The sequence below is a fragment of the Nocardioides sp. URHA0020 genome (genome assembly GCF_000620705.1).
GTDB lineage: Bacteria > Actinomycetota > Actinomycetes > Propionibacteriales > Nocardioidaceae > Nocardioides.
In genome coordinates this window covers 77,526-100,099 of record NZ_JIAR01000033.1, presented here as the reverse complement: position 1 = coordinate 100,099, position 22,574 = coordinate 77,526, and the positions used below count along the sequence as shown (strand labels likewise).

Below are 22,574 nucleotides of genomic sequence, written 5' to 3'. Positions count from 1 at the left end.
GGGATCGGACAACTGCCGTCCGCAGCGTCGTCACCGGTCGTACACCTGACACCGACACGGTCGGCGTTGTTCAGGAACCTCTGATCCCTTTCTCAGGATCTGACCTCATCGAAAGCGAGCACGCCTCCATGAAGCCCACCTTGTCCCGGCGCCGTCTCGGCGTCGGAGTCATCACCTTCTCGCTCGCGGCCGGGGCCGTCGCCGGCACCGGCCTGACGATGGCTGCGAACGGTGCCGACCCGGTCCCGTTCAAGGACGGCATCACCGGAATCGTCCTCGGGGTGGCCCCGGACGAGACCGCCCGCACGCTCGCCTGGTACTCGGCGACGCAGCCGGCCGCGGGCGAGACCGTGGAGCTGGCCACCAAGGCCGACTTCTCGAACAAGGTCGTCGTCCCGGCCGCCCTCGCGGCCAACATCACCACCGACAAGGCGACGAACACCCCGCTCACCAGCTTCAACGGCAAGGCGAAGCTCGACGGCCTCAAGGCCAACACCACCTACTACTACCGGGTGGCCGAGAAGGGCACGTCGAACGCCTCGACCTCCTACTCGTTCAAGACCGGGACCTTCGGCGACGGCGACTTCCAGTTCCTGTTCTTCGGCGACCCGCAGATCGGTTCGTCGGGCGACGCCGAGGCGGACGGTGAGGGCTGGGAGTTCGCGCTGGACCAGACCAGGATCCAGAGCCCCAAGGCCGAACTCTACGTCTCCGGTGGCGACCAGGTGAACACGGCCAACAACGAGACCGAGTGGGACAACTTCCTCCAGCCCGACGAGCTCCGCTCGATCCCGTGGGCACCGACCATCGGCAACCACGACAACGGTGGCATCGCCTACGACCAGCACTTCGCGCTGCCGGGCACCAAGCGGAACGACGCCAACCTCTACTCCTCGAACTCCAACGCGGTCAGCCCGACTTCGCAGCCGGGTGGCGACTACTGGTACACGTGGAAGGGGGTGCTGTTCATCGACCTGAACTCGAACGCGTACTCGGCGGCCAACGGCTCTGACCCGGCACACGTCGACTTCGTCAACGACACGGTCACCGCACAGAAGGCGGCCGACCCGGACATCAAGCACGTCGTCCTCGTCTACCACCACTCGATCTACTCGCCGGCCGACCACGCCAACGACGCCGACAACCAGCAGCGCCGCAAGGACTTCACCAAGGCGTTCTCCGACCTCGGCGTCGACCTGGTGCTGCAGGGTCACGACCACTCGTACTCGCGCACCTACGCACTGAAGGGCACCGACCTCGGCTCGGCGCCGGTCAAGGCCGACCCCAACGAGCAGCCCGGCCAGGCCACGGTGGTCGGCAACGTGGGGGGCGTCGTCTACGTGACCGCCAACTCGGCCTCCGGCTCGAAGTACTACGACCTGACCGAGCCGGACGAGTCCAAGGACGGCTACGGCCCCGACACCAAGATCGGTGGCCCGCAGTCGCTGCAGGCCGACGACCTCACCAAGACACACGTCCGGCACTGGGCCAACTCGGTGGAGAACCAGGAGCACGTGCAGACCTACCTCGAGGTCACCGTCAACGAGAAGGGCGTCCAGGTCAAGAACATCCGGGCCAACGACGGCTCGGGCCCGAACCCGGCGGTCGACCTTGGCAAGGCGACCGGCATCGGTCCGGAGCTGAGCGACTGGGCGCTGCCGATCGGCTCGGTCCAGGACCAGTTCAGCCTCTTCCGCAACAAGGCGGACGTCTCGCAGATCGTGCCGCCGGCCGACGTCAAGACGGTCACCAACACGGTGACCAAGACGGTGACGAAGACGGTGACCAAGGAGGTCGTGCCGACCCGGGTGAAGAACTCGGTGAAGGCGAAGATCGCCAGGCTCACCAAGCAGATCAAGAAGGCGAAGGGCGCCAAGAAGTCGCACCTCAGGGCGGAGCTGAAGGCGTACAAGGCGGTCCAGAAGCAGCTCAAGTAGGCCGCTGCGATCGTCAGCACCATCCGACCTGCCCGGGGACATCCCCCGGGCAGGTCTGTGGCCTGGTTCTCCAGGTGAACGCCCGCCCGAGTAGCCTGCGACCCGTGTCTGCCGCCACCGTGCCCGACCTGCTCGAGGGAGTCGCCGCCGGCCGTCGGGCGGCGGTTTCGCAGGCGATCACGCTGGTCGAGTCGACCAGCCGCAAGCACCGCAGGCAGGCCCGGGAGCTGCTGACCGAGCTCGCCGGCGACGGCCACCCGGACGCCGTCCGGGTCGGCATCTCCGGCGTGCCCGGCGTCGGGAAGTCGACCTTCATCGAGGCGCTCGGCTCCCGGCTCACCGCGGCCGGCCACCGGGTCGGCGTGCTCGCCGTCGACCCCTCCAGCGTCCGCACCGGGGGCTCGGTGCTCGGCGACAAGACCCGGATGGCGCGGCTCGCGAACGACCCCCGGGCCTTCGTGCGCCCCTCGCCCAGCGCCGGCACCCTGGGCGGCGTCGCCCGCGCGACCGTGCAGGCGATGGCGGTCCTCGAGGCCGCGGCGTACGACGTCGTGCTGGTCGAGACCGTCGGCGTCGGCCAGTCCGAGGTGACCGTGGCCGGGATGGTCGACACGTTCGTCTTCCTCACCCTGGCCCGCACCGGTGACCAGCTGCAGGGCATCAAGAAGGGCATCCTCGAGATCGCCGACGTGATCGCGGTCAACAAGGCCGACGGTGACCGCCAGCAGGAGGCGCGGGTCGCCGCGCGCGACCTCGCCGGAGCGCTCCGCCTGGTGCGGGGCCACGGCGAGTGGGCGCCCCCCGTCGTGACCTGCTCGGCCCTCGAGGACTCCGGGGTCGACGACGTGTGGGACCGGGTCGCCGCCCACCGGGACCACCTCGGCGCCGACGGCCTCGCCGACAAGCGCGCCCACCAGCAGCTGGAGTTCACCTGGGCCCTGGTCCGCGACGAGCTCGACCAGCGTCTGCGCCACTCGGCCGGCGTGCGCGCGATGCGCGACGAGGTCCGCGCCGCGGTGCTCGCCGGCGAGCTGCCGGCGACCGTGGCCGCCGACCGCATCCTCGCGGCGTACGACGAGAGCTGAGATATCCCCGATATTGGGCTTTCCTGGCGGCCGGTGAGCGCGAACCCGTGCGCAGCGCGCGCGGGGAGGTCCATGGTGGGGGTCTCAGCACCGCTCAGGGAGGTAGCAGATCATGCGCAGAACCCGCATCGTCGCGGCGACCGCGACCCTCGCGCTCACGGCCACGACGGCCGTGCTCGTGCCGGCCAGCGAGGCGGCCGCACCCCGACCCAGGATCCTCGCCAAACATCTCGTCAGCCCGCTCACCGCGGCCGTGGACGACGACGGCACGGCGTACGTCACGCAGAACTTCACCGGACAGCTCCTCAGGATCCGGCCCGGCAAGAAGCCCAAGGTCGTCTACGCCAGCAAGCGCGGCCACGAGGTCGGCGGCGTGTCGGTCTTCCACGGCAAGCTCGTCTTCACCGAGACCGCCAGCGACGCGCAGGGCAACCCTGCGAAGACCTGGGTGAGGTGGATCGGGTCGTCCGGCAGGGTGCACACCCTGGCCCGGCTCCGGGCCTACGAGAACCGCACCAACCCCGACCGCGGGGTCACCTACGGCGTGAGCCGGATGAGCCCGGAGTGCGCCGCCCAGTGGCCCACCGAGCAGTTCGGCCCCGCGACGTACGAGGGCCAGCTCGACTCGCACCCCTACGCCACGCTCCAGACCGACGAGGGGACCGTCTTCGTCGCTGATGCGGGCATGAACGCCGTGCTGGCGATCTCGCCGCGCGGTCACATCCGCACGGTGGCGGTGACCCCGCCCGCGCGCGTCAAGATCACCGCCGAGCTGGCCGCCTCCTTCGGGATGCCCGACTGCGTCGTCGGACGGACCTACTCCGGCGAGTCGGTGCCCACCGACCTCGCGCTGGCCAACGGCAAGCTCTACGTCACCACCGAGGGCGGCGGCATCGGCGAGCAGGTCCCGCTCGGCTCCATCTACCGCATCGGCATCCGGGGCGGCGCGGTCAAGAAGCTGGTCGGCAAGCTCGCCGGCCCGGTCGGCCTGGCCAGCAACGCCCGCGGCGACCTCTTCGTCTCGCAGCTCTTCGGCAGCGAGATCTCGCGGATCAAGCACGGCACCGCGAAGGTCCGGACCTACTCCAGGAGGAACCAGCCGGCGGCCGTCGAGTGGACCTCGCGCGGCCTCTACGCGACGGTCAACGTCCTGGTCGGGCCGTCGGAGGAGAGCCCGAGCACGCCTCCCGGCGGCAAGCTGATCAGGTTCCGCAGGTGAGCTGACCGCGACGTGACGTGGGCAGGTCCCGGGTGAGAAGCCTGGGGCCTGCCCGTCACGCTCCGGTAGCCTCGTCGGTGATGTCCACCGCCGCCCCGAGTCCCGCAGAAGCCGTGATCGACGACGTCATCCTCGGGGTCGAGGACGAGATCGTCGCCCTGCGGCGCGACCTGCACACCCATCCGGAGCTCTCCTGGCGCGAGGTCCGCACGACCGACCTGGTCGCCGCGCGGATCGCGCAGGCGGGCTGGCGGATCACCGAGCTGCCGCGCACCGGCCTGGTCGCCGAGATCGGCGTCTCCGGCCCGGTCGTCGGCCTCCGCGCCGACCTCGACGCGCTGCCGGTGCCCGACCTGACCGGCGACCCGTGGTCGAGCACCGTCGAGGGAGTGACCCACGCGTGCGGCCACGACGTGCACACCGCCGCGCTGGTCGGCGCCGCCGTCGCGCTCGGCCGGGTCCACGAGCAAGGACTGCTGCCGGGCCGCGTGCGGCTCCTCTTCCAGCCCGCCGAGGAGGTGATGCCCGGGGGAGCGCTCTCGCTGATCGAGCTCGGTGCCCTGGAGGGCGTCGACCGCATCTTCGGGCTGCACTGCGACCCCACCCTCGACATCGGCAGCGTCGGCCTGCGCGAGGGACCGATCACCGGCGCGGCCGACCACCTCGACGTGACGCTCACGGGCTCCGGCGGCCACACCTCGCGCCCGCACCTGACCGAGGACCTGACCTACGCGCTGGGCAAGGTCATCACCGAGCTGCCCGCCATCCTGTCGCGCCGCCTCGACCCCCGCTCGGGCGTCAGCGTCGTCTGGGGCGTCGTGCGGGCCGGCTCGGCCCACAACGTGATCCCCGCGACCGGCCGGGCCGGCGGCACCGTCCGGATGCTCGACGCCGTGGCGTGGTCGGAGGCCGAGAAGCTGGTGCCGCTGCTCGTGGAGCAGATCGTGGCGCCGTACGGCGTGCACGCCCAGGTCGACTACCAGCGCGGCGTACCGCCCGTGGTCAACGACCCCGCCTCGATCGCGCTGCTCGGGACCGCCGTCGAGCGGGTGCTCGGCCTGGCCGGGCACGTGCCGACCCAGCAGAGCCTCGGCGGGGAGGACTTCGGCTGGTACCTCGACCGGGTCCCCGGTGCGATGGGCCGGCTCGGCACCCGCACCCCGGGCGGTCCGACGTACGACCTGCACCAGGGCAACCTGCGCGTCGACGACCGCGCGGTGGCCATCGGCGCCCGCGTGCTGGCACAGGTGGCCGTCGCGTTCCACGGCGTTCTTTGACGAAATTGCACCCGATCCGATGAGTATGTCCGCCCGCCGGGCATCGACTCGATAACAACTTCGTCATCGGGCTGTCCGGGCCGCAGCGAACCCATACAGTCTGATCTGTTTTCCACGCCTTGACGGGCGTCCACAGATCACGAAGGAGGCGTCTTGCGGCGCACCACGAAGTTTGCAGCTCTGCTGACGGTCGGCATCCTGGCCCTCACGGCTTGCGGTAGTGACAGCGACGGCGGCAGCGACGCCGCCGGCGACGGCGGCTCGGCTGCCCCCAAGTCCGACGTGAAGGTCGGCATGGCGTACGACGTCGGTGGCCGCGGCGACCAGTCGTTCAACGACTCGGCCGCCGCCGGCATGGACAAGGCGACCAAGGAGTTCGGGATGACCTCCGAGGAGTCGGAGGCCGAGGACGGCGAGGCGGAGAACGCCCGCGAGGAGCGCCTGCGCACGTTCGCCGAGAACGGCTTCGACCCGGTCATCGCCGTGGGCTTCGCCTACGCCGCGGCCCTCACCAAGGTCGCCGCCGAGTACCCCGACGTCCACTTCGCGATCATCGACGACGCCAGCCTCGCCGACGTCAAGAACGTCGCCAGCCTGGTCTTCGCCGAGGAGCAGGGCTCGTTCCTGGTGGGCGCGGCTGCCGCGCTCAAGACCAAGACCGACCACATCGGCTACATCGGTGGCGTCGAGACGCCGCTGCTGCAGAAGTTCGAGGCCGGCTACGTCGCCGGTGCGCAGGCGGTCAACGCCGACATCAAGGTCGACACGACCTACCTGTCGCAGCCGCCGGACTTCTCCGGCTTCGGTGACCCGGCCAAGGGCAAGACCACCGCTCAGGGCATGTACGACGCCGGCGCGGACATCGTCTACGCCGCCGCCGGTGGCTCGGGCGCGGGTGTCTTCGAGGCGGCCGCCGAGTCGAAGACCAAGGCGATCGGTGTCGACTCCGACCAGTACAAGACCGCGGACGCGTCCGTGAAGGACGTCATCCTGACCTCGATGCTGAAGAACGTCGACGTCGCGGTCTACCAGTACCTCAAGTCGGTCGACGGCGGGACCTTCCCGGCCGGTGTCACGACGTACGACCTCAAGGTCGACGGCGTGGGCTACTCGACGTCCGGTGGCTTCGTGGACGACATCACCTCCAAGCTCGACGACTACAAGCAGCAGATCATCGACGGCAAGATCACGGTTCCGACCGAGCCTGCCAAGTGATCGACCGCTAGATCGCTTCACCGCGACGGGTCCGCGGGGCGCAAGCCCCGCGGGCCCGTTCCGTCTCTCCGACCGACCGGGTAGCGTCACGCCCGAACCTGACGAGGAGGTCATGGATCGTGCCCACCCCTGCCACGCCCATCGCGGAGACTGCTCCGGCCGAGACCGAGCTGGCCGTGCGCCTGCGCGGCATCGGCAAGCGCTTTCCGGGTGTGATCGCCAACGACGACATCAACATCGACGTCCGTCGCGGCACCATCCACGCGATCGTCGGAGAGAACGGCGCCGGCAAGTCGACGCTGATGAAGATCCTGTACGGCGTCCAGCCCCCCGACTCTGGCACCATCGAGATCGGCGGCGCGCCGGTCGCGCTGCACTCGCCCGCCGACGCGATCAAGGCCGGCGTCGGCATGGTCTTCCAGCACTTCATGCTGGCCGACAACCTCACGGTCCTCGAGAACGTCGTCCTGGGCGCCGAGCGGAGGCACGGCATCGGTGCCAAGGCCCGCGCCGAGATCACGCGGCTCTCCGACGCCTACGGCCTCGGCATCGAGCCGGACCGGCTGGTCGAGGACCTCGGCGTCGGCGCCCGTCAGCGCGTCGAGATCCTCAAGGTCCTCTACCGCGGCGCGCGCGTCATCATCCTCGACGAGCCGACCGCGGTCCTGGTGCCCCAGGAGGTCGACGAGCTCTTCGGCAACCTGCGCGAGCTCAAGGCCGAGGGCCTGAGCGTCATCTTCATCTCCCACAAGCTCGACGAGGTCCTCTCGGTGGCCGACGAGATCACCGTGATCCGCCGCGGCACCACCGTGCGCACCGTCGAGCCGGCCGGCATCACGGCCCGGCAGCTCGCGGAGCTGATGGTCGGCTCCGAGCTGCCCTCGCCCAGCACCGAGACCTCCACCGTCACCGACCACGTGCTGCTCCGGGTCGAGCACCTGTCATTGCCCAGCCCCGAGGGCCGTCCGGTCCTCGACGACATCTCGTTCGCCATCCACCGCGGCGAGGTGCTCGGCATCGCGGGCGTCGAGGGCAACGGCCAGGCCGAGCTCGTCGAGTCCATCATGGGCATGCGTGCGACCTCGACGGGGCTGGTCGAGCTCGACGGCGTCGACCTCTCCGACCGCTCGGTCCACGAGCGTCGCGAGGGCGGCATCGGCTACATCCCCGAGGACCGTCACCGGCACGGGCTGCTGCTCGACTCGCCGCTGTGGGAGAACCGGATCCTCGGTCACCAGTCCCGGCCGCCGAGCGTCAACCACGGGCTCATCGACAAGCGCGCGGCCCGCGCCGACACCGCCCGCATCATCGAGCAGTACGACGTCCGCACCCCCGGGCCGGACGTGCTCGCCCGGGCGCTGTCCGGCGGCAACCAGCAGAAGCTGATCGTCGGCCGCGAGATGAGCGGTGACCCGGTGCTGCTGATCGCGTCCCACCCGACCCGCGGCGTCGACGTCGGCGCCCAGGCCGCCATCTGGGGGCACATCAAGGACGCCCGTCGCAACGGGCTGGCGGTGCTCCTGATCTCGGCCGACCTGGACGAGCTCATCGGTCTGTCCGACCGGATCGAGGTCATCCTCCGGGGTGGGTTCGTGGGCAGCTTCGACCCCGAGGACGTCACCCCCCAGCAGCTGGGCTCCGCGATGACCGGGGCAGGAGAGCAGGCATGACCAACGCACGTGTCCTCAAGCTGGTCCTCGGCGTGGCCTCGGCGCTGCTCGCCCTGGTCGCCGCCTTCGCGATCACCAGCCTGGTGCTGATCATCGCCGGCGACCCGGTGGGCGAGGTGTGGAAGACGATCCTGCGCTTCCCGGAGCCGCGCAACCGGGCCAACATCATCAACAACGCCACCGTGCTCTACCTCTCCGGCCTCGCTGTCGCGGTGGGCTTCCGGATGAACCTCTTCAACATCGGTGTCGACGGGCAGTACCGCATCGCCGCCTTCACCGCCGCCGTCGTGGCGGGCGAGGGCTGGCTGCCGGGCTACCTCAACACCGCCCTGGCCGTGCTGGCCGCGATCCTCGTCGGCGCGGCGTGGGCCGGCATCGCGGGCATCCTGCGGGCCACGCGCGGGGTCAGCGAGGTCATCTCGACGATCATGCTGAACTTCATCGCCACCAGCATCGTCGCCTACCTGCTGCGCGAGGTCGCGGTGCGCGAGAAGGGCAGCAACAACATCGGGACCAAGATCATCCCGGAGGGCAGCCGGATCCCGAGCTTCTCGATCGGTGACGGGCCGGGCACCGAGGTCTACGGCTTCGTGTTCATCGCGATCCTCGCGGGCTTCCTCTTCTGGTTCGTGCTCAACCGGACCCGCTTCGGCTTCGACCTGCGCGCCACCGGCCAGTCCCAGACGGCCGCCGTCGCCAGCGGCATCAGCGTCAAGAGGATGACCGTCATCGCGATGCTCATCTCCGGCGGCATCGCGGGCCTGGTGGGCCTGCCGATCCTCTTCGGCGACGCCTACAGCTACGGCTCGACCTTCCAGTCCGGTCTCGGCTTCGCCGGCATCGCGATCGCCCTGCTCGGCCGCAACAACCCGATCGGCATCGCGCTCGGCGCCCTGCTGTTCGCCTTCCTCGACGAGCAGTCGAACCCCCTGCAGATCCTGGTCGGCGTCGCTCCCGAGATCGTCGCCATCACCCAGGGCGTGATCGTGCTGACGGTCGTGATCTCCTACGAGCTGGTCCGCCGGTACGGCGTACGCCTGGAGCAGCGTGAGGTGGCCAGGGCGCTGGCCCGGCCGACCGACAAGACCGAGGAGGTGCCCGCATGAGCGTCCCCACGACCGTCACCGGTGTCGTCGAGCCGCCGGCCGCGCCGTTCACCCGCCGCAGGCTGCCGCGCTGGTGGTTCGCCGTCGCCCTGGTGGCGCTCCTGGCGGGGCTGTCCCTGCTCGAGATGATCACCGGCGCCAACGACCTCACGTCGTCCGGCACCGTCGGCGCGACCCTCATCGCGACCGTGCCGATCATGCTGGCCGGGCTCGGCGGCCTCTGGTCGGAGCGCGCGGGCGTCGTCAACATCGGCCTCGAGGGCATGATGATCCTCGGCACGTACGGCGCCGGCTACTTCGGCTACCACCACGGTGCGTGGGCCGGCGTCGCCGGTGCGATCGTGCTGGGCGTGCTCGGTGGCCTCCTGCACGCCGTCGCCACCGTGATCTTCGGCGTCGACCACATCATCTCGGGCGTCGCGATCAACATCATCGCCCTCGGTGCCGTGCAGTACCTCGCCTCGCTGACCTTCGTCGGCCTGCCCGGCGGCGGCGCGACCCAGTCGCCGAAGATCCCCGACGTCCAGGCCATCACGATCGGCCCGCTGAGCGACGCCTTCGGCAACCTCGAGGACCGGGACATCTTCCTGGTCTCGGAGCTCGCGGCGATCGGCCGCGCGCTGGTCACCAACCTGTCGCTGCTGACGGTGATCTCGCTGCTGCTGCTGCTGGTCACCTGGTACGTGCTGTGGCGCACCGCCTTCGGCCTGCGGCTGCGGGCCTGCGGCGAGAGCCCCGCCGCGGCCGAGTCCCTGGGCGTGCACGTGCTGCGCTACAAGTTCGTGGCGGTCCTGGTCTCGGGTGGTCTGGCCGGTCTCGCCGGCGGCTTCCTGGTGATGGTCGCGTCGAGCAACTACCGCGACGGCCAGACCGGCGGTCGTGGCTACATCGGCCTCGCCGCGATGATCTTCGGCAACTGGCGACCGGGCGGCCTGCTGGCCGGCTCGGGGCTCTTCGGGTACACCGGGACCCTCGGCCAGCGACAGGGTGGCGACTCCGTCCACGCACTGCTGCTCGCGCTGGCGATCCTCGCCCTCGGCTTCGGCGTCTGGCAGGCCCGGCAGGGCGCGCACCGCACGGCCATGGCCTCCGGTGCGGTCGCGGTCGTGATCGCGGCGGTCTACTTCGCGATCGACGAGGTGCCGAGCGACTTCGTCACGATGACGCCGTACGTCGTCACGCTGCTGGTGCTCGCCTTCGCCTCGCAACGGCTCCGGATGCCGGCCGCCGACGGACAGATCTATCGCAAGGGAAGCGCCGGATAGTGGCCGCGGAGTTCGACTGGGACGCGCTGAAGGCGGCCGCCGAGCAGGCGGTCACCCACGCGTACGCGCCGTACTCGCACTTCTCGGTGGGTGCCGCCGCGACCGTCGACGACGGCCGCGTGGTGACGGGCTGCAACGTCGAGAACGCGGCGTACGGCGTCGCGCTGTGCGCCGAGTGCGGGCTGGTCAGCCAGCTGCACATCACCGGCGGCGGCCGGCTGACGCACTTCGTGTGCGTCAACGGCGACCACGACGTGATCATGCCCTGCGGTCGCTGCCGCCAGCTGCTCTACGAGAACGGCGGTCCCGAGCTCCTGCTGTGGACGGTCTCCGGCATCAAGACGATGGATGAGGTGCTGCCGGATGCGTTCGGTCCCGACGACCTCGATTGACCTGACCGATCCTGCCGTCGTCGCCGACCCCTACCCGCACTTCGCCCGCGAGCGCGAGCAGCACGCGGTGGCGTGGCACGAGGCGTCCGGGACGTACCTCACCTTCACCCACGCGACCGTCGGCCAGGTCCAGCGCGATCGCCGGCTGGGCCGGGTCTTCACGCCGCGCGAGCCGCTGGACCACCTCGAGCCGTTCAACCTGCTCCACCGCAACCAGATGATGGAGAACGAGCCGCCGGTCCACACGCGGCTACGCCGTCCCGTCGCCAAGGCCTTCGCCCGTGGCCACATCGAGCGGCTCCGGCCGCGGGTGCGCGAGATCGCGGCCGGCCTGCTCGCCGAGCTCGACCCGGCGGGCTTCGACGTCATCGGGGGGTACGCCGAGCCGCTGCCGGTGCTGGTGATCGCCGACCTGCTCGGCGTACCCCGCTCCCACGCCCACGACCTCCGCGACTGGTCGCAGGCGATCGTGCGGATGTACGAGGTCGCGCCGTCGCCGCAGACGGTCGACGACGCCGTACGCGCGGCCCAGGACTTCGCCGGGCTGGTGCGTGAGCTGGTCGCCGAGCGTCGGGCCCGGCCGGCCGACGACCTCATCACCGACCTGGTCGCGACCGAGCTCACCGAGGACGAGGTGGTGGCGGCCGTCGTGCTGCTGCTCAACGCCGGCCACGAGGCCTCGGTCAACGTCTTCGGCAACGGGCTGGCCGCGATGCTGCGCCGCGGGCTGCGCCCGGGGGAGGACGTCGCGCAGACGGTCGAGGAGATGCTGCGCTTCGACTCCGCGCTGCAGCTCTTCGAGCGCACCGCGATGGAGGACGTCGAGGTCGGTGACGTCCTCGTCGAGGAGGGCCAGAAGGTCGCGGCCCTGCTCGGAGCGGCCAACCGCGACCCGCAGGTCTTCGACCGGCCGGACGAGTTCGTGGTGGACCGAGACCCCAACAACCACCTGGCCTTCGGCGTCGGCGTGCACTTCTGCCTCGGCGCTCCGCTGGCGCGGATGGAGCTCGCGGAGTCCCTGCCCGCGTTGTTCGAGACCTTCCCCGACCTGGCACTGGCCGACGAGCCGGTGAGCCGGGGGACCTTCGTGCTGCGGGGCTACCGCAGCCTGCCTGTGAGAGGACACCATGCCTGAGCACGATGCCGTCGAGGTGATCTCGGCCAAGCGCGACCGGCACGAGCTGAGCGACAGCCAGATCGACTGGGTCGTCGACGCCTACACCCGCGGGGCCGTCGCCGACGAGCAGATGTCCTCGCTCGCGATGGCGATCCTGCTCAACGGCATGAACCGCCGCGAGATCTCCCGCTGGACCGCCGCGATGATCGCGTCGGGGGAGCGGATGGACTTCTCCGGGCTCTCCCGTCCGACCGCCGACAAGCACTCGACCGGCGGGGTCGGCGACAAGATCACCCTGCCGCTGGCGCCGCTCGTGGCGGCGTGCGGCGTCGCCGTACCCCAGCTCTCCGGACGCGGCCTCGGCCACACCGGCGGCACGCTCGACAAGCTCGAGTCGATCCCGGGTTGGCGCGCGGCGCTGTCCAACGACGAGATGTTCGCGCAGCTGGAGTCGCTCGGGGCGGTGATCTGCGCGGCCGGCGACGGCCTGGCGCCCGCCGACAAGAAGCTCTACGCCCTGCGCGATGTCACCGGCACCGTCGAGGCGATCCCGCTGATCGCGTCGTCGATCATGTCGAAGAAGATCGCGGAGGGCACCGGCACGCTGGTGCTCGACGTCAAGGTCGGCACCGGGGCGTTCATGAAGGACCTCGCCTCGGCTCGCGAGCTTGCCGAGACGATGGTGGCGCTCGGGCAGGACGCCGGCGTGCACACCGTCGCGCTGCTCACCGACATGTCGACCCCGCTGGGCCTGACCGCCGGCAACGCGATCGAGGTGCAGGAGTCGGTCGACGTGCTCGCCGGCGGCGGTCCCGCCGACGTGGTCGAGCTGACCCTGGCGCTGGCCCGCGAGATGCTCGCCGGCGCCGGCCGCGCGGACGTGGATCCCGCCGACAAGCTGGCGGACGGGTCTGCGATGGACGCCTGGAAGCAGATGATCCGCGCCCAGGACGGCGACCCCGACGCCGCGCTCCCGACCGCTCGCGAGCAGCACGTCGTCGCGGCGCCGTCGTCGGGCGTGCTGACGCGCCTCGACGCGATGGCCGTCGGCCTCGCCGCCTGGCGGCTGGGTGCCGGCCGGGCGCGCAAGGAGGACCCGGTGCAGGCCGGTGCCGGCGTCGTGTGGCACGCCCGCCCCGGCGACACCATCACGGCGGGCCAGCCGCTCTTCACCCTGCTCACCGACGACGAGCACCGCTTCGAGCGGGCCCTCGCCTCGCTCGAGGGCGGCTACGACATCGAGGCGGCCGGCTCGTCGTACGTCGCGGTGCCGCTGCTCATCGACCGGATCGGCTGACTTCTCGGGCTCTTCCCGCACTTCTCGGGCGTTGCAACGGCCGAGAAGTGCGGCGATCCCCGGTGAACCGGGGATTCCGCGCTCGGCCGCCCGAGCCCCACCCACCTCACGGCAGCAGCAGCACCACGGTCTCCGCGACGCAGGCGGGCTTGGTCTCGCCCTCGATCTCGATCGTGTAGCGGATCGTCGCCTGCTTGCCCTTCGGCAGCTCGGCGACGTCGGCGAGCGCGACGTGGGCGCGGATCCGCTTGCCGACGAGGACCGGGTTCGGGAAGCGCACCTTGTTGGTGCCGTAGTTGAGCTTGGCGCCGGGGGTCTCGAAGGTCAGCACCTGGCTGCCGAGGTAGGGCACCAGCGACAGGGTGAGGTAGCCGTGGGCGATCGTCCCCCCGAACGGGCCGTCCTTGGCCCGGTCGACGTCGACGTGGATCCACTGGTGGTCACCGGTGGCGTCGGCGAAGACGTTGACCCGGTCCTGGTCGATCGTCAGCCACTCCGACGTGCCGAGCTCCTCGCCGGCCGCCGCGGACACTTCCTCGAGAGTCTTGAAGACGCGCATGGAGCGAACCTAGCGGGCCGGATCCAGCAGGTCTGGAAGGATCACCACATGACGCCCTCCCGTGACCAGGTCCGCCGGGCGCCGAAGGTGCTCCTGCACGATCACCTCGACGGCGGACTGCGCCCCCAGACGATCATCGACCTGGCCGCTGACTGCGGCCACGTGCTGCCCGACGTCGGCGGCGAGCCGACCCCGGAGTCGCTCGGCCGCTGGTTCGCCGAGGCCGCCGACTCCGGCTCGCTCGAGCGCTACCTGGAGACCTTCGACCACACCGTCGGCGTGATGCAGACCGGTCCCGCGATCACCCGGGTGGCCGCCGAGTGCGTCGAGGACCTCGCCGCCGACGGCGTCGTGTACGCCGAGATCCGCTACGCCCCGGAGCAGCACGTCGAGTCGGGCCTGACCCTCGAGGAGGTGGTCGCCGCCGTGCAGGAGGGCTTCGACCAGGCAGTCTCGGCGAGCGGGGGCCGGATCGTCGTACGCCAGCTGCTGACCGCGATGCGGCACCAGGCGCGCTCGAAGGAGATCGCCGAGCTGGCGGTCGCGTGGCGCGACCGCGGGGTCGCGGGCTTCGACATCGCCGGCGCCGAGGCGGGCTACCCGCCCACCCGGCACCTCGACGCGTTCGAGTACCTCCAGCGCGAGAACTTCCACTTCACCATCCACGCGGGCGAGGCCTTCGGGCTGCCGTCGATCTGGCAGGCGCTCCAGTGGTGCAGCGCCGACCGCCTCGGCCACGGCGTCCGGATCATCGACGACATCACGGTGCACGACGACGGCTCGGTGGAGCTCGGCCGGCTGGCGGCGTACGTGCGCGACAAGCGGATCCCGCTCGAGATGTGCCCGTGGTCCAACGTGCAGACCGGTGCGGCGGCCTCGATCGCCGAGCACCCGATCGGGCTGCTGAAGCGGCTGCGCTTCCGGGTCACGGTCAACACCGACAACCGCCTGATGAGCAAGACGTCGATGAGTCACGAGATGGAGTCGCTGGTCGAGGCGTTCGGCTACGGGCTCGACGACCTCGAGTGGTTCACGATCAACGCGATGAAGTCGGCGTTCCTGCCCTTCGACCAACGGTTCGCGCTGATCTCCGAGGTGATCAAGCCGGCGTACGCCGCCCTGCGTGAGGAGCCCCTCGGGTGAAGATCCACTACGTGCCCACCGTGCTGCTGCTGGGGTCCGCGCTCCTGATCCTGCTCGGCGGGGTGCTCCTGCTGCTCAAGGGCCGCGCCGTACGACGGACCGCGGAGCGCTTCCGCGACCGCGCCGTCTCGACCACCGCCACGGTCGTCTCCCTGGAGGCCAAGGACCTCAGCCTCGGTGCGGAGCCCGACACCCGCTACTTCCCGCGGGTGAGCTTCGTGCCGGAGGGCGCGACCGAGGCCGTCGAGGCCCAGACGCTCACCGACGTGCCCTCGCCGCCGCCGCGCGTCGGCGACCCGATCGAGGTCGCCTACGACCCCGAGCACCCCGAGCACGTCGACGTCGCCGCCACCGAGGGTGACGTCGAGGGCGCGGGTCAGACCTTCGTCGTGCTCGGGTCGCTCGTGCTCCTGGTGGCGCTCGGGGTCGCCGCGGCCTGGCTGGTGCTGGTCCTCGTCGTCTGGACCTCGTAGTGCCGTCGCCGGCGGAGTCGATCTTCTGGATCGCGCTGTGTGCGGTGCTGGCGCCGTTGCTCGCTGCCCTGCTCCTGCGCGGCAAGGTCTCGGAGGTCGTGCTGCTGCTGGTGCTCGGCGTGCTGATCGGGCCGAACGTGCTCGACGTCGCCGTCACCGGGGAGGGCGTCGAGATGCTGCGCGAGCTGGGTCTCGGCATGCTCTTCCTGCTCGCCGGCTACGAGATCGAGATCGACGAGCTGGTCGGCACGGGCGGCCGGCGCGCACTCGCCACCTGGGTGGCGTGCCTCGCCGTCGCGCTCGGCCTGGTCGGGCTGATCGGCCTCACCGGCGCGTTGCACGCCGAGATCGCCGTGGCGATCGCGCTCACCTCGACCGCCCTCGGCACGCTGCTCCCGATCCTCAAGGACAGCGGGCTGCTCACCACCACGTTCGGCCGCACGCTGATGAACCACGGCGCGTACGGCGAGCTCGGCCCGGTCGTCGCGATGGCGGTGCTGCTCGGCACCCGCGGCCTCCTCGAGTCCGTGCTCGTGCTCGTCGGGTTCTTCCTGCTGGCCGTGGTCGTGCACCGCTTCTCCGCGCGGGTGAGCCGGGAGGGCTCCGCGCTGCTGGGCGTCGTCCAGCGCGGTGGCGAGACCTCGGGCCAACCGCAGGTGCGACTGGTCGTGCTGCTCCTGGTCTCCCTGGGGGTGGCCGCTGCGGCCTTCGACCTCGACGTCGTGCTCGGCGCCTTCGCGGCCGGCTTCGTGCTGCGCGGGCTGCTGCCGGCCGGGCACCAGAGCCTGGAGCACAAGCTGGAGGGCCTCGCCTTCGGGCTGCTGATCCCGGTCTTCTTCATCACCTCGGGCATGGCCATCGACCCGCAGGCGGTGCTCGACGAGCCGGTCGCGCTGGTGGTGTTCGTGGCGCTCATCCTGCTGGTGCGCGGCGGCCTGGTGCTGGTCTCCACCCGCCGGATGACGCGGGACGACGGTCCCGTCTTCGACGGCCGGGAGAGCGCGGCGATGGCGCTCTTCGCAGCGACCGGGCTGCCCATCATCGTCGCGGTCACCTCGGTCGCGGTCCGGGCCGGCGAGATGACGCAGACCAACGCCTCGGTGCTGGTGGCGGGCGGGGCGGTGACCGTGCTGGTCTGCCCGCTCCTCGCCCAGCGGCTGCTGACCGGACGCGCTCACCCGGTTCAGGTGAATCCCGGCGCCGACGCGGGGCACTAGCCTCGACGCGAGAGCGGGGCCGCGTCCGGCCCCGACGCATTTGAGAGGAACGCTGTGGACAGCTTCTGGGACTTCTTCTGGTTCATCATCTCCTTCTTCCTGCTCATGGCCTACCTGGTCGTGCTGTTCCAGATCCTCACGGACCTGTTCCGCGACCGGGACACGAGCGGCGTGGCGAAGGCGTTCTGGGTGTTCTTCCTGATCATCCTGCCGCTGGTCACCTCGCTGGTGTACCTGATCGCTCGCGGCCAGGGCATGGCGGAGCGCAACATCACTGCCGTCAAGCAGGCGCAGGCGAGCCAGGAGGACTACATCCGCTCGGTCACCGGCACGGCCGCCTCGCCGACCGAGGAGATCCACCGCGCGAAGGGGCTGCTCGACTCGGGCGCCATCACGCAGGCCGAGTTCGATGCACTGAAGGCCAAGGCCCTCAGCTGACCTGAGTCCTCAGCGCGGCAGGACCGCCCACCAGGTGCGTCTCCACCGCGACGACGACAGCGGTACGACGGCGCCCCGCGCCGGATCGTAGGCCAGGGGCTCCCCGTCACGCTCGTCCAGCACCAGGACGACGTGACGGGGCAGCCACCGGGTGCCCAGGAAGACCGGGACCGGGGTCGGGAGCGCGGCGACCACCTCGGCCCGGCGGTAGCGGCGGACCCTCCCGCCCAGCTCGCGCGCGACGGCCCACGGCGGGGTGCCGAGCGCTCGCGGCCACGGCAGCTGCAGCCGGCCGCTCCGGTCACGCAGACCGGTCAGCCGGCGGTGCGTGGCCCGCACCTCCTCGGCGAAGCGCGGCCACGGGCCGGCGGCCGTCCCGGCGAGCACGGCCTCCGCGACCACCACGGACGACGGGCCGCAGGTCCGGGCGTCCGGCTGCCGCGGCCAGTCGGTCATCGCGTGACGTCTGCGGCGGCGAGCAGCCCGAACGCGGCGTACGCCTCGTCCGGGGTGACCGGCGTGCAGCCGCGCTCGACGGCGTGGGAGACGACGCGGCGCTGGTCGCGCATCAGGGCGAGGCCGCGACGCACGAGCACCAGCGGGGGCTTGCGGTGCTCGCGCAGGTCGCGGGTGAGGCGCCGCCAGAAGGTGACCATCGGGTGCTGGCGCACGCAGTACGCCGCGGCGAGCTGGCCGGCCTCGCTGCACGGAGCCACGATCTCCTGGGCGAAGATCCCCTCGGCGATGAAGAGCCGGTGCATCCCGAGGTCGAGGGTGTGCTCGCCGCAGCGGCCGTTCTGGGCGATCTCGTAGATCGGCACAGACGCGCGTCCGGTGCGGCAGAGGTCGTCGATCGCGGCCAGCGCGTCGTCGAGCAGCCAGGACTCCGGGACGTCCCAGTCGACGATGCCGGCGTTGGCGCCCTCGGTGATCAGCGGCAGCGTGGGGTCGCCGGCGCTCTTGTAGAAGTCGTCGAGCCGGAGCACCGGGATCCCGATGCGTTCGGCGAGCCGCGACTTGCCGGACCCGGACGGCCCGGCGAGGACGATCACCTGCGCGCGCATCGGCCCATTCTGCACGGTGCGGCGCGTCGTCACCGCATCGGTTGCCGCTCCTCGGGTCCCGGCAGACGGGCGCCGTGTCGGCCGTCCGGCCGCCGGGCATGGCCCGGGTGGGCCACTCCACCGGGGCCGGACGGCTGGACTTGGGGGCAGGAGGCAGACGGGGGCTGAAACCGGTTCTACCGTGCGGCCATGGCAACAGGTGTGAAGTCGTTGACGAAGGGCCGGCTCGGTCTCGTCGTCGCAGCCGGCGTGACCCTCGTGGCCGTGGTGACGGTGGGGGTGCTGGTCGTCAACGGGCCTCCCGGCGCCAGCGCCGACGACGACCGCGCCTGCGACAAGCTGACGCACCGCAACCTCACCGTCGCTCCCGCCATGCTCGGCATCGTGCAGAGCGCCTCCTCGGCGCTCCGGGCCGACTGCGTGGTGCTCAAGGTCAAGTCGGAGCCCTCGGTGCAGGTCGCGCGACGCTTCGAGTTCAACAAGGCCGTCCCCGACCTGTGGATCGCGGAGTCCAACACCTGGCAGGCCCGTCTCTACGACAAGAAGGTGAAGCTCCGGATCGTCGGACCGGCCCTGGCCTCCTCGCCGGTGGTGCTCGCCGGCGGACCGAAGACGAAGACGCCGGAGTCGTGGCGCGCGGCGTTCGACTCCGACACCGTCGACCTCCGTGACCCGAGCAGCGACGGGGTGGGCGCCCTGGCGATGCTCGCGCTGCGCTCGGAGATGACCGCGACCGGAGCGACCGACCAGCAGGTGCGGGAGACGCTGGTGCCCCTGGCGCAGCGGTACGGCGAGCAGCAGGACGGCCAGGCTGAGAACGCCTCGCTCAAGGGTCTGGTCGAGGGCCTGGCCGGCGACCGGCTGATCCCGGTCACCGAGCAGGAGCTCGTGAACGCCGGCGCGCAGGCGGGTCTCGAGGCGCGCGTGCCGGCCAAGGGCGCACCCCTGCTGCAGTTCCCGCTCTACGCACCCAGCAAGGCGGACGCCGGCACCCTCGCGGCGGCGCGCGTCCTCACGCGCTGGTTCGCCTCCCCGACCGGTCAGAACGCCCTGACGGAGGCCGGCTTCCGCCCGGCCGACGGCCAGCCCATCCGGCAGGGTGTCGGCGCCGTGCGGCTGCTGCCGCTGCCGGTGCCCTTCGCCGCCGCCGGCGACCTGCACCTGTGGCAGGTCATGAGCCAGCCCTCCAGCGTGCTCGCCGTCTTCGACGCCTCCGGCTCGATGGACTTCATGGCCGGCAACCAGTCGCGGATGCAGCTGGCCGTCAACGTGGCGAAGACCGCCCTCGAGGTCTTCCCGGACCGGGCCCGGATCGGGCTCTGGGTGTTCTCGATCGACCAGGGTGGCAAGGGCAAGGACTGGCGCGAGCTGGAGCCGATGCGGCGCCTCGACGCCACGGTCGACGGCGCCAACCAGCGCGACCTGCTCGACAGCAAGGCCGAGGAGATGCTCGGTCTCACCAACGGTGGCACCGGGCTCTACGACTCGACCCTCGCGGCGTACCGGCAGGGCCTGGAGGACTACGACGCGGCGTACTCCAACTCGGTCATCCTGATGACCGACGGCGCGAACGACGACCCCGGGTCGATGTCGCTCAACCGCCTGGTCCAGAAGCTGAAGGCGCTGCGCAACCCGCGCAAGCCGGTGCGGATCATCGGTATCGGGATCAGCCAGGACGCCGACTTCGCCGCCCTCAAGCGGATCTCGAAGGCGACGGGCGGGCAGGCCTACAGCGCCGACACGCCCGAGGACATCCTGAACGTCTTCGCCGAGGCGATCGCCAACCGGTAGGTCTCCGTCAGACCCCGATGGGGTGCCAGACCGTCTTGATCTCCAGGAAGGTCGTCATCGGCTCGAGACCGGGGTCGGCCGACCAGTCGGGCTCGACGGCCGGCGCCCGGCGTACGCGCTTGAGGTTGTCGGCGGCCGCGACCTCGAGCTCCGTGGCCAGCGCCGCGTCACCGACGACGCCGGTCAGGTCGATGGCGTTGACGTCCATGTGAGCGGCCAGCCACGGAGCGACCGTCGCGGCCGAGCCGGTCAGCAGGTTGACCACGCCGCCGGGCACGTCGGAGGTCGCGAGGACCTCGGCGAGGTTGACGGCCGGCAGCGGCCGGTCGTACGACGAGACGACCACGACCGTGTTGCCGGTGACGATCACCGGAGCCACGACGCTGATCAGTCCGAGCAGCGAGGACTCCTGGGGCGCGAGCACGGCGACCACGCCAGTGGGCTCGGGTGTCGAGAGGTTGAAGAAGGGGCCGGCGACCGGGTTGGCGCTGCCGAGCACCTGGGTGATCTTGTCGGCCCAGCCGGCGTACCAGACGAGCCGGTCCACGGCGGCGTCGACGACCTTCTCGGCCTTGCTGGAGGAAAGGCCCTCGGACTGGACGACGGCCTGCACGAACTGCGGGCGGCGGTCCTCCAGGACCTCGGCGATCCGGTAGAGGATCTGCGCGCGGTTGTACGCCGTGCGCGCCGACCAGGACCCGAAGGCCTTGCGGGCGGCGACGACGGCGTCTCGGGCGTCCTTGCGGGAGGCCAGGGCGGCGTTGGCGACGAACGCGCCCCGGCTGTCCCTGACCTCGTAGGAGTAGGCCGACTCCGAGCGCGGGAAGGCCCCGCCGATGTAGAGCTTGTACGTCTTGCGGACGTCGATGCGGTCGCTCACTTGAGATACGCCTCCAGACCGTGGCGGCCGCCCTCGCGGCCGTAGCCCGACTCCTTGAACCCGCCGAACGGGCTGGTCGGGTCGAACTTGTTGAACGTGTTGGCCCAGACGACGCCGGCGCGCAGCTGGTTGGCCATCGACAGGATCCGGGAGCCCTTCTCGGTCCAGACGCCGGCGGAGAGGCCGTACGGCGTGTTGTTGGCCTTCTCGACCGCCTCCGACGGCGTGCGGAACGTCAGCACGGACAGCACCGGGCCGAAGATCTCCTCGCGGGCGATCCGGTGGGCCTGGGTGACGTCGGTGAAGAGCGTCGGGGGGAACCAGAAGCCGGTGGTCGGCAGCTCGCACTCCGGCGACCACCGCCCGGCGCCCTCGGCCTCGCCGATGGCGGAGAGCTCGCGGATCCGGGCCAGCTGCTCGGCGGAGTTGATCGCACCGATGTCGGTGTTCTTGTCGAGCGGGTCGCCGACGCGCAGCGTGGACATCCGGCGCTTGAGCCTGGCGAGCAGCTCCTCGGCGACCGACTCCTGGACCAGCAGCCGCGAGCCCGCGCAGCAGACGTGGCCCTGATTGAAGAAGATGCCCGTGACGATGCCCTCGACGGCCTGGTCGAGCGGAGCGTCGTCGAAGACGATGTTGGCGGCCTTGCCGCCGAGCTCGAGGGTGACCTTCTTGTCGGTGCCGGCGACGGTGCGGGCGATGGCCTTGCCGACCTCGGTGGAGCCGGTGAAGGCGACCTTGTCGATGCCCCGGTGGGCGACCAGCGCCTGACCGGTGCCACCGGCGCCGGTGATGATGTTGACGACGCCCGGCGGCAGGTCGGCCTGCTGGCAGATCTCCGCGAAGAGCAGCGCCGTCAGGGGAGTGGTCTCGGCCGGCTTCAGCACCACGGTGTTGCCGCAGGCCAGGGCCGGCGCGATCTTCCACGCCAGCATCAGCAGCGGGAAGTTCCACGGGATGATCTGGCCGGCGACGCCCAGAGGCTGCGGGTCGGTGCCGCGGCCGGCGTACTCGAGCTTGTCGGCCCAGCCTGCGTAGTAGAAGAAGTGGGCGGCGACGATCGGGATGTCGACGTCGCGCGACTCCTTGATCGGCTTGCCGTTGTCGATCGACTCCAGGACGGCCAGCTCGCGGCTGCGCTCCTGGATGATCCGGGCGATCCGGTAGAGGTACTTGGCGCGCTCACGGCCGGGCAGCTTCGACCAGACCTTGTCGTAGGCCTTGCGGGCGGCCTTCACGGCGGCGTCGACGTCGGCCTCGTCGGCCTCGGCGACCTCGGCGAGGACCTCCTCGGTCGACGGGCTGATCGTCTTGAAGGACTTGCCGTGGCCGTCGACGAACTCGCCGTCGATGAAGAGGCCGTACGACGCCTTGATGTCGACGATGCTGCGGGACTCGGGGGCGGGGGCGTACTCGAAGGGCATCGGGA

Annotated in this window: 21 protein-coding genes; 16 read left to right on the top strand and 5 right to left on the bottom strand. The window is 71.0% G+C overall.

Annotation, left to right across the window (positions count from 1 at the left end):
• Window positions 1-128: 128 nt before the first annotated feature.
• The 11 genes from N542_RS0102925 to N542_RS0102875 all read left to right on the top strand — a co-directional run bounded on the left by N542_RS0102925 (window position 129) and on the right by N542_RS0102875 (window position 13,580).
• Entirely contained in the window at window positions 129-1,937 is a 1,809-nt protein-coding gene (locus N542_RS0102925) for a purple acid phosphatase family protein (protein WP_028642655.1), read from the top strand.
• Window positions 1,938-2,041: 104 nt separating this feature from the next.
• Window positions 2,042-3,022: a methylmalonyl Co-A mutase-associated GTPase MeaB gene (gene meaB, locus N542_RS0102920; protein ID WP_028642654.1), complete on the top strand. Its 981-nt coding sequence runs from the start codon at window positions 2,042-2,044 to the stop codon at window positions 3,020-3,022.
• A gap of 112 nt (window positions 3,023-3,134) precedes the next feature.
• A complete protein-coding gene (locus tag N542_RS26325; RefSeq protein WP_051551331.1) occupies window positions 3,135-4,241 on the top strand; it encodes a ScyD/ScyE family protein in 1,107 nt (368 codons plus the stop codon).
• An 80-nt stretch (window positions 4,242-4,321) separates the two neighbouring features.
• A complete protein-coding gene (locus N542_RS23090; protein ID WP_036506166.1) occupies window positions 4,322-5,518 on the top strand; it encodes an amidohydrolase in 1,197 nt (398 codons plus the stop codon).
• Window positions 5,519-5,671: 153 nt separating this feature from the next.
• Window positions 5,672-6,733, top strand: a complete 1,062-nt coding sequence (locus N542_RS0102905; protein WP_028642653.1) for a BMP family lipoprotein — start codon at window positions 5,672-5,674, stop codon at window positions 6,731-6,733.
• Between the two features lie 119 nt (window positions 6,734-6,852).
• A complete protein-coding gene (locus N542_RS0102900; RefSeq protein ID WP_231482409.1) occupies window positions 6,853-8,403 on the top strand; it encodes an ABC transporter ATP-binding protein in 1,551 nt (516 codons plus the stop codon).
• Window positions 8,400-9,509 (top strand): ABC transporter permease, encoded by a 1,110-nt coding sequence (locus N542_RS0102895; protein WP_028642651.1) that lies wholly within the window; start codon window positions 8,400-8,402, stop codon window positions 9,507-9,509. Before N542_RS0102900 ends, N542_RS0102895 begins: the two co-directional genes overlap by 4 nt.
• Window positions 9,506-10,774 (top strand): ABC transporter permease, encoded by a 1,269-nt coding sequence (locus N542_RS0102890; protein ID WP_028642650.1) that lies wholly within the window; start codon window positions 9,506-9,508, stop codon window positions 10,772-10,774. The genes N542_RS0102895 and N542_RS0102890 overlap by 4 nt, the downstream gene beginning before the upstream one ends.
• Complete coding sequence (locus N542_RS0102885) at window positions 10,774-11,166, top strand: cytidine deaminase (protein ID WP_231482408.1); 393 nt, start codon at window positions 10,774-10,776, stop codon at window positions 11,164-11,166. The genes N542_RS0102890 and N542_RS0102885 overlap by 1 nt, the downstream gene beginning before the upstream one ends.
• Complete coding sequence (locus N542_RS0102880; RefSeq protein ID WP_028642649.1) at window positions 11,138-12,301, top strand: cytochrome P450; 1,164 nt, start codon at window positions 11,138-11,140, stop codon at window positions 12,299-12,301. Before N542_RS0102885 ends, N542_RS0102880 begins: the two co-directional genes overlap by 29 nt.
• Window positions 12,294-13,580 carry a thymidine phosphorylase gene (locus tag N542_RS0102875; protein ID WP_028642648.1) on the top strand — a complete coding sequence of 429 codons (1,287 nt, stop codon included), beginning with the start codon at window positions 12,294-12,296 and terminating at the stop codon, window positions 13,578-13,580. Before N542_RS0102880 ends, N542_RS0102875 begins: the two co-directional genes overlap by 8 nt.
• Before the next feature lie 106 nt (window positions 13,581-13,686).
• Here the strand turns inward: N542_RS0102875 and N542_RS0102870 are convergent, their stop codons facing one another.
• Entirely contained in the window at window positions 13,687-14,139 is a 453-nt protein-coding gene (locus N542_RS0102870) for a MaoC family dehydratase (RefSeq protein ID WP_028642754.1), read from the bottom strand.
• A gap of 48 nt (window positions 14,140-14,187) precedes the next feature.
• On the opposite strand from N542_RS0102870, the gene N542_RS0102865 reads away from it, so the two are divergent.
• The 4 genes from N542_RS0102865 to N542_RS0102850 are packed head-to-tail and all read left to right on the top strand — an operon-like array spanning window position 14,188 to window position 17,410.
• Window positions 14,188-15,282 (top strand): adenosine deaminase, encoded by a 1,095-nt coding sequence (locus tag N542_RS0102865; protein ID WP_036506163.1) that lies wholly within the window; start codon window positions 14,188-14,190, stop codon window positions 15,280-15,282.
• Entirely contained in the window at window positions 15,279-15,755 is a 477-nt protein-coding gene (locus N542_RS0102860) for a DUF3592 domain-containing protein (RefSeq protein ID WP_028642646.1), read from the top strand. Before N542_RS0102865 ends, N542_RS0102860 begins: the two co-directional genes overlap by 4 nt.
• A complete protein-coding gene (locus tag N542_RS0102855; RefSeq protein ID WP_028642645.1) occupies window positions 15,755-16,972 on the top strand; it encodes a cation:proton antiporter in 1,218 nt (405 codons plus the stop codon). Before N542_RS0102860 ends, N542_RS0102855 begins: the two co-directional genes overlap by 1 nt.
• Before the next feature lie 54 nt (window positions 16,973-17,026).
• Entirely contained in the window at window positions 17,027-17,410 is a 384-nt protein-coding gene (locus N542_RS0102850) for an SHOCT domain-containing protein (RefSeq protein WP_028642644.1), read from the top strand.
• Window positions 17,411-17,419: 9 nt separating this feature from the next.
• Here N542_RS0102850 and N542_RS26320 read toward each other — a convergent pair whose 3' ends face one another.
• The gene (locus N542_RS26320) at window positions 17,420-17,866 is read right to left on the bottom strand and encodes a hypothetical protein (RefSeq protein ID WP_028642643.1); all 447 of its coding nucleotides are present in this window, start codon (window positions 17,864-17,866) and stop codon (window positions 17,420-17,422) included.
• Window positions 17,863-18,474, bottom strand: a complete 612-nt coding sequence (locus tag N542_RS23080) for an ATP-binding protein (RefSeq protein WP_036506160.1) — start codon at window positions 18,472-18,474, stop codon at window positions 17,863-17,865. Before N542_RS23080 ends, N542_RS26320 begins: the two co-directional genes overlap by 4 nt.
• A 189-nt stretch (window positions 18,475-18,663) precedes the next feature.
• Between N542_RS23080 and N542_RS0102835 the strand changes: the two genes are divergently transcribed.
• The gene (locus N542_RS0102835; protein ID WP_081794990.1) at window positions 18,664-20,265 is read left to right on the top strand and encodes a substrate-binding domain-containing protein; all 1,602 of its coding nucleotides are present in this window, start codon (window positions 18,664-18,666) and stop codon (window positions 20,263-20,265) included.
• 7 nt (window positions 20,266-20,272) lie between these two features.
• On the opposite strand, the gene N542_RS0102830 is transcribed toward N542_RS0102835, so the two are convergent.
• Both N542_RS0102830 and N542_RS0102825 read right to left on the bottom strand, forming a co-directional pair.
• Entirely contained in the window at window positions 20,273-21,145 is an 873-nt protein-coding gene (locus N542_RS0102830) for an aldehyde dehydrogenase family protein (RefSeq protein ID WP_028642641.1), read from the bottom strand.
• The gene (locus tag N542_RS0102825; RefSeq protein WP_036506158.1) at window positions 21,142-22,569 is read right to left on the bottom strand and encodes an aldehyde dehydrogenase family protein; all 1,428 of its coding nucleotides are present in this window, start codon (window positions 22,567-22,569) and stop codon (window positions 21,142-21,144) included. Before N542_RS0102825 ends, N542_RS0102830 begins: the two co-directional genes overlap by 4 nt.
• Window positions 22,570-22,574: the final 5 nt, after the last annotated feature.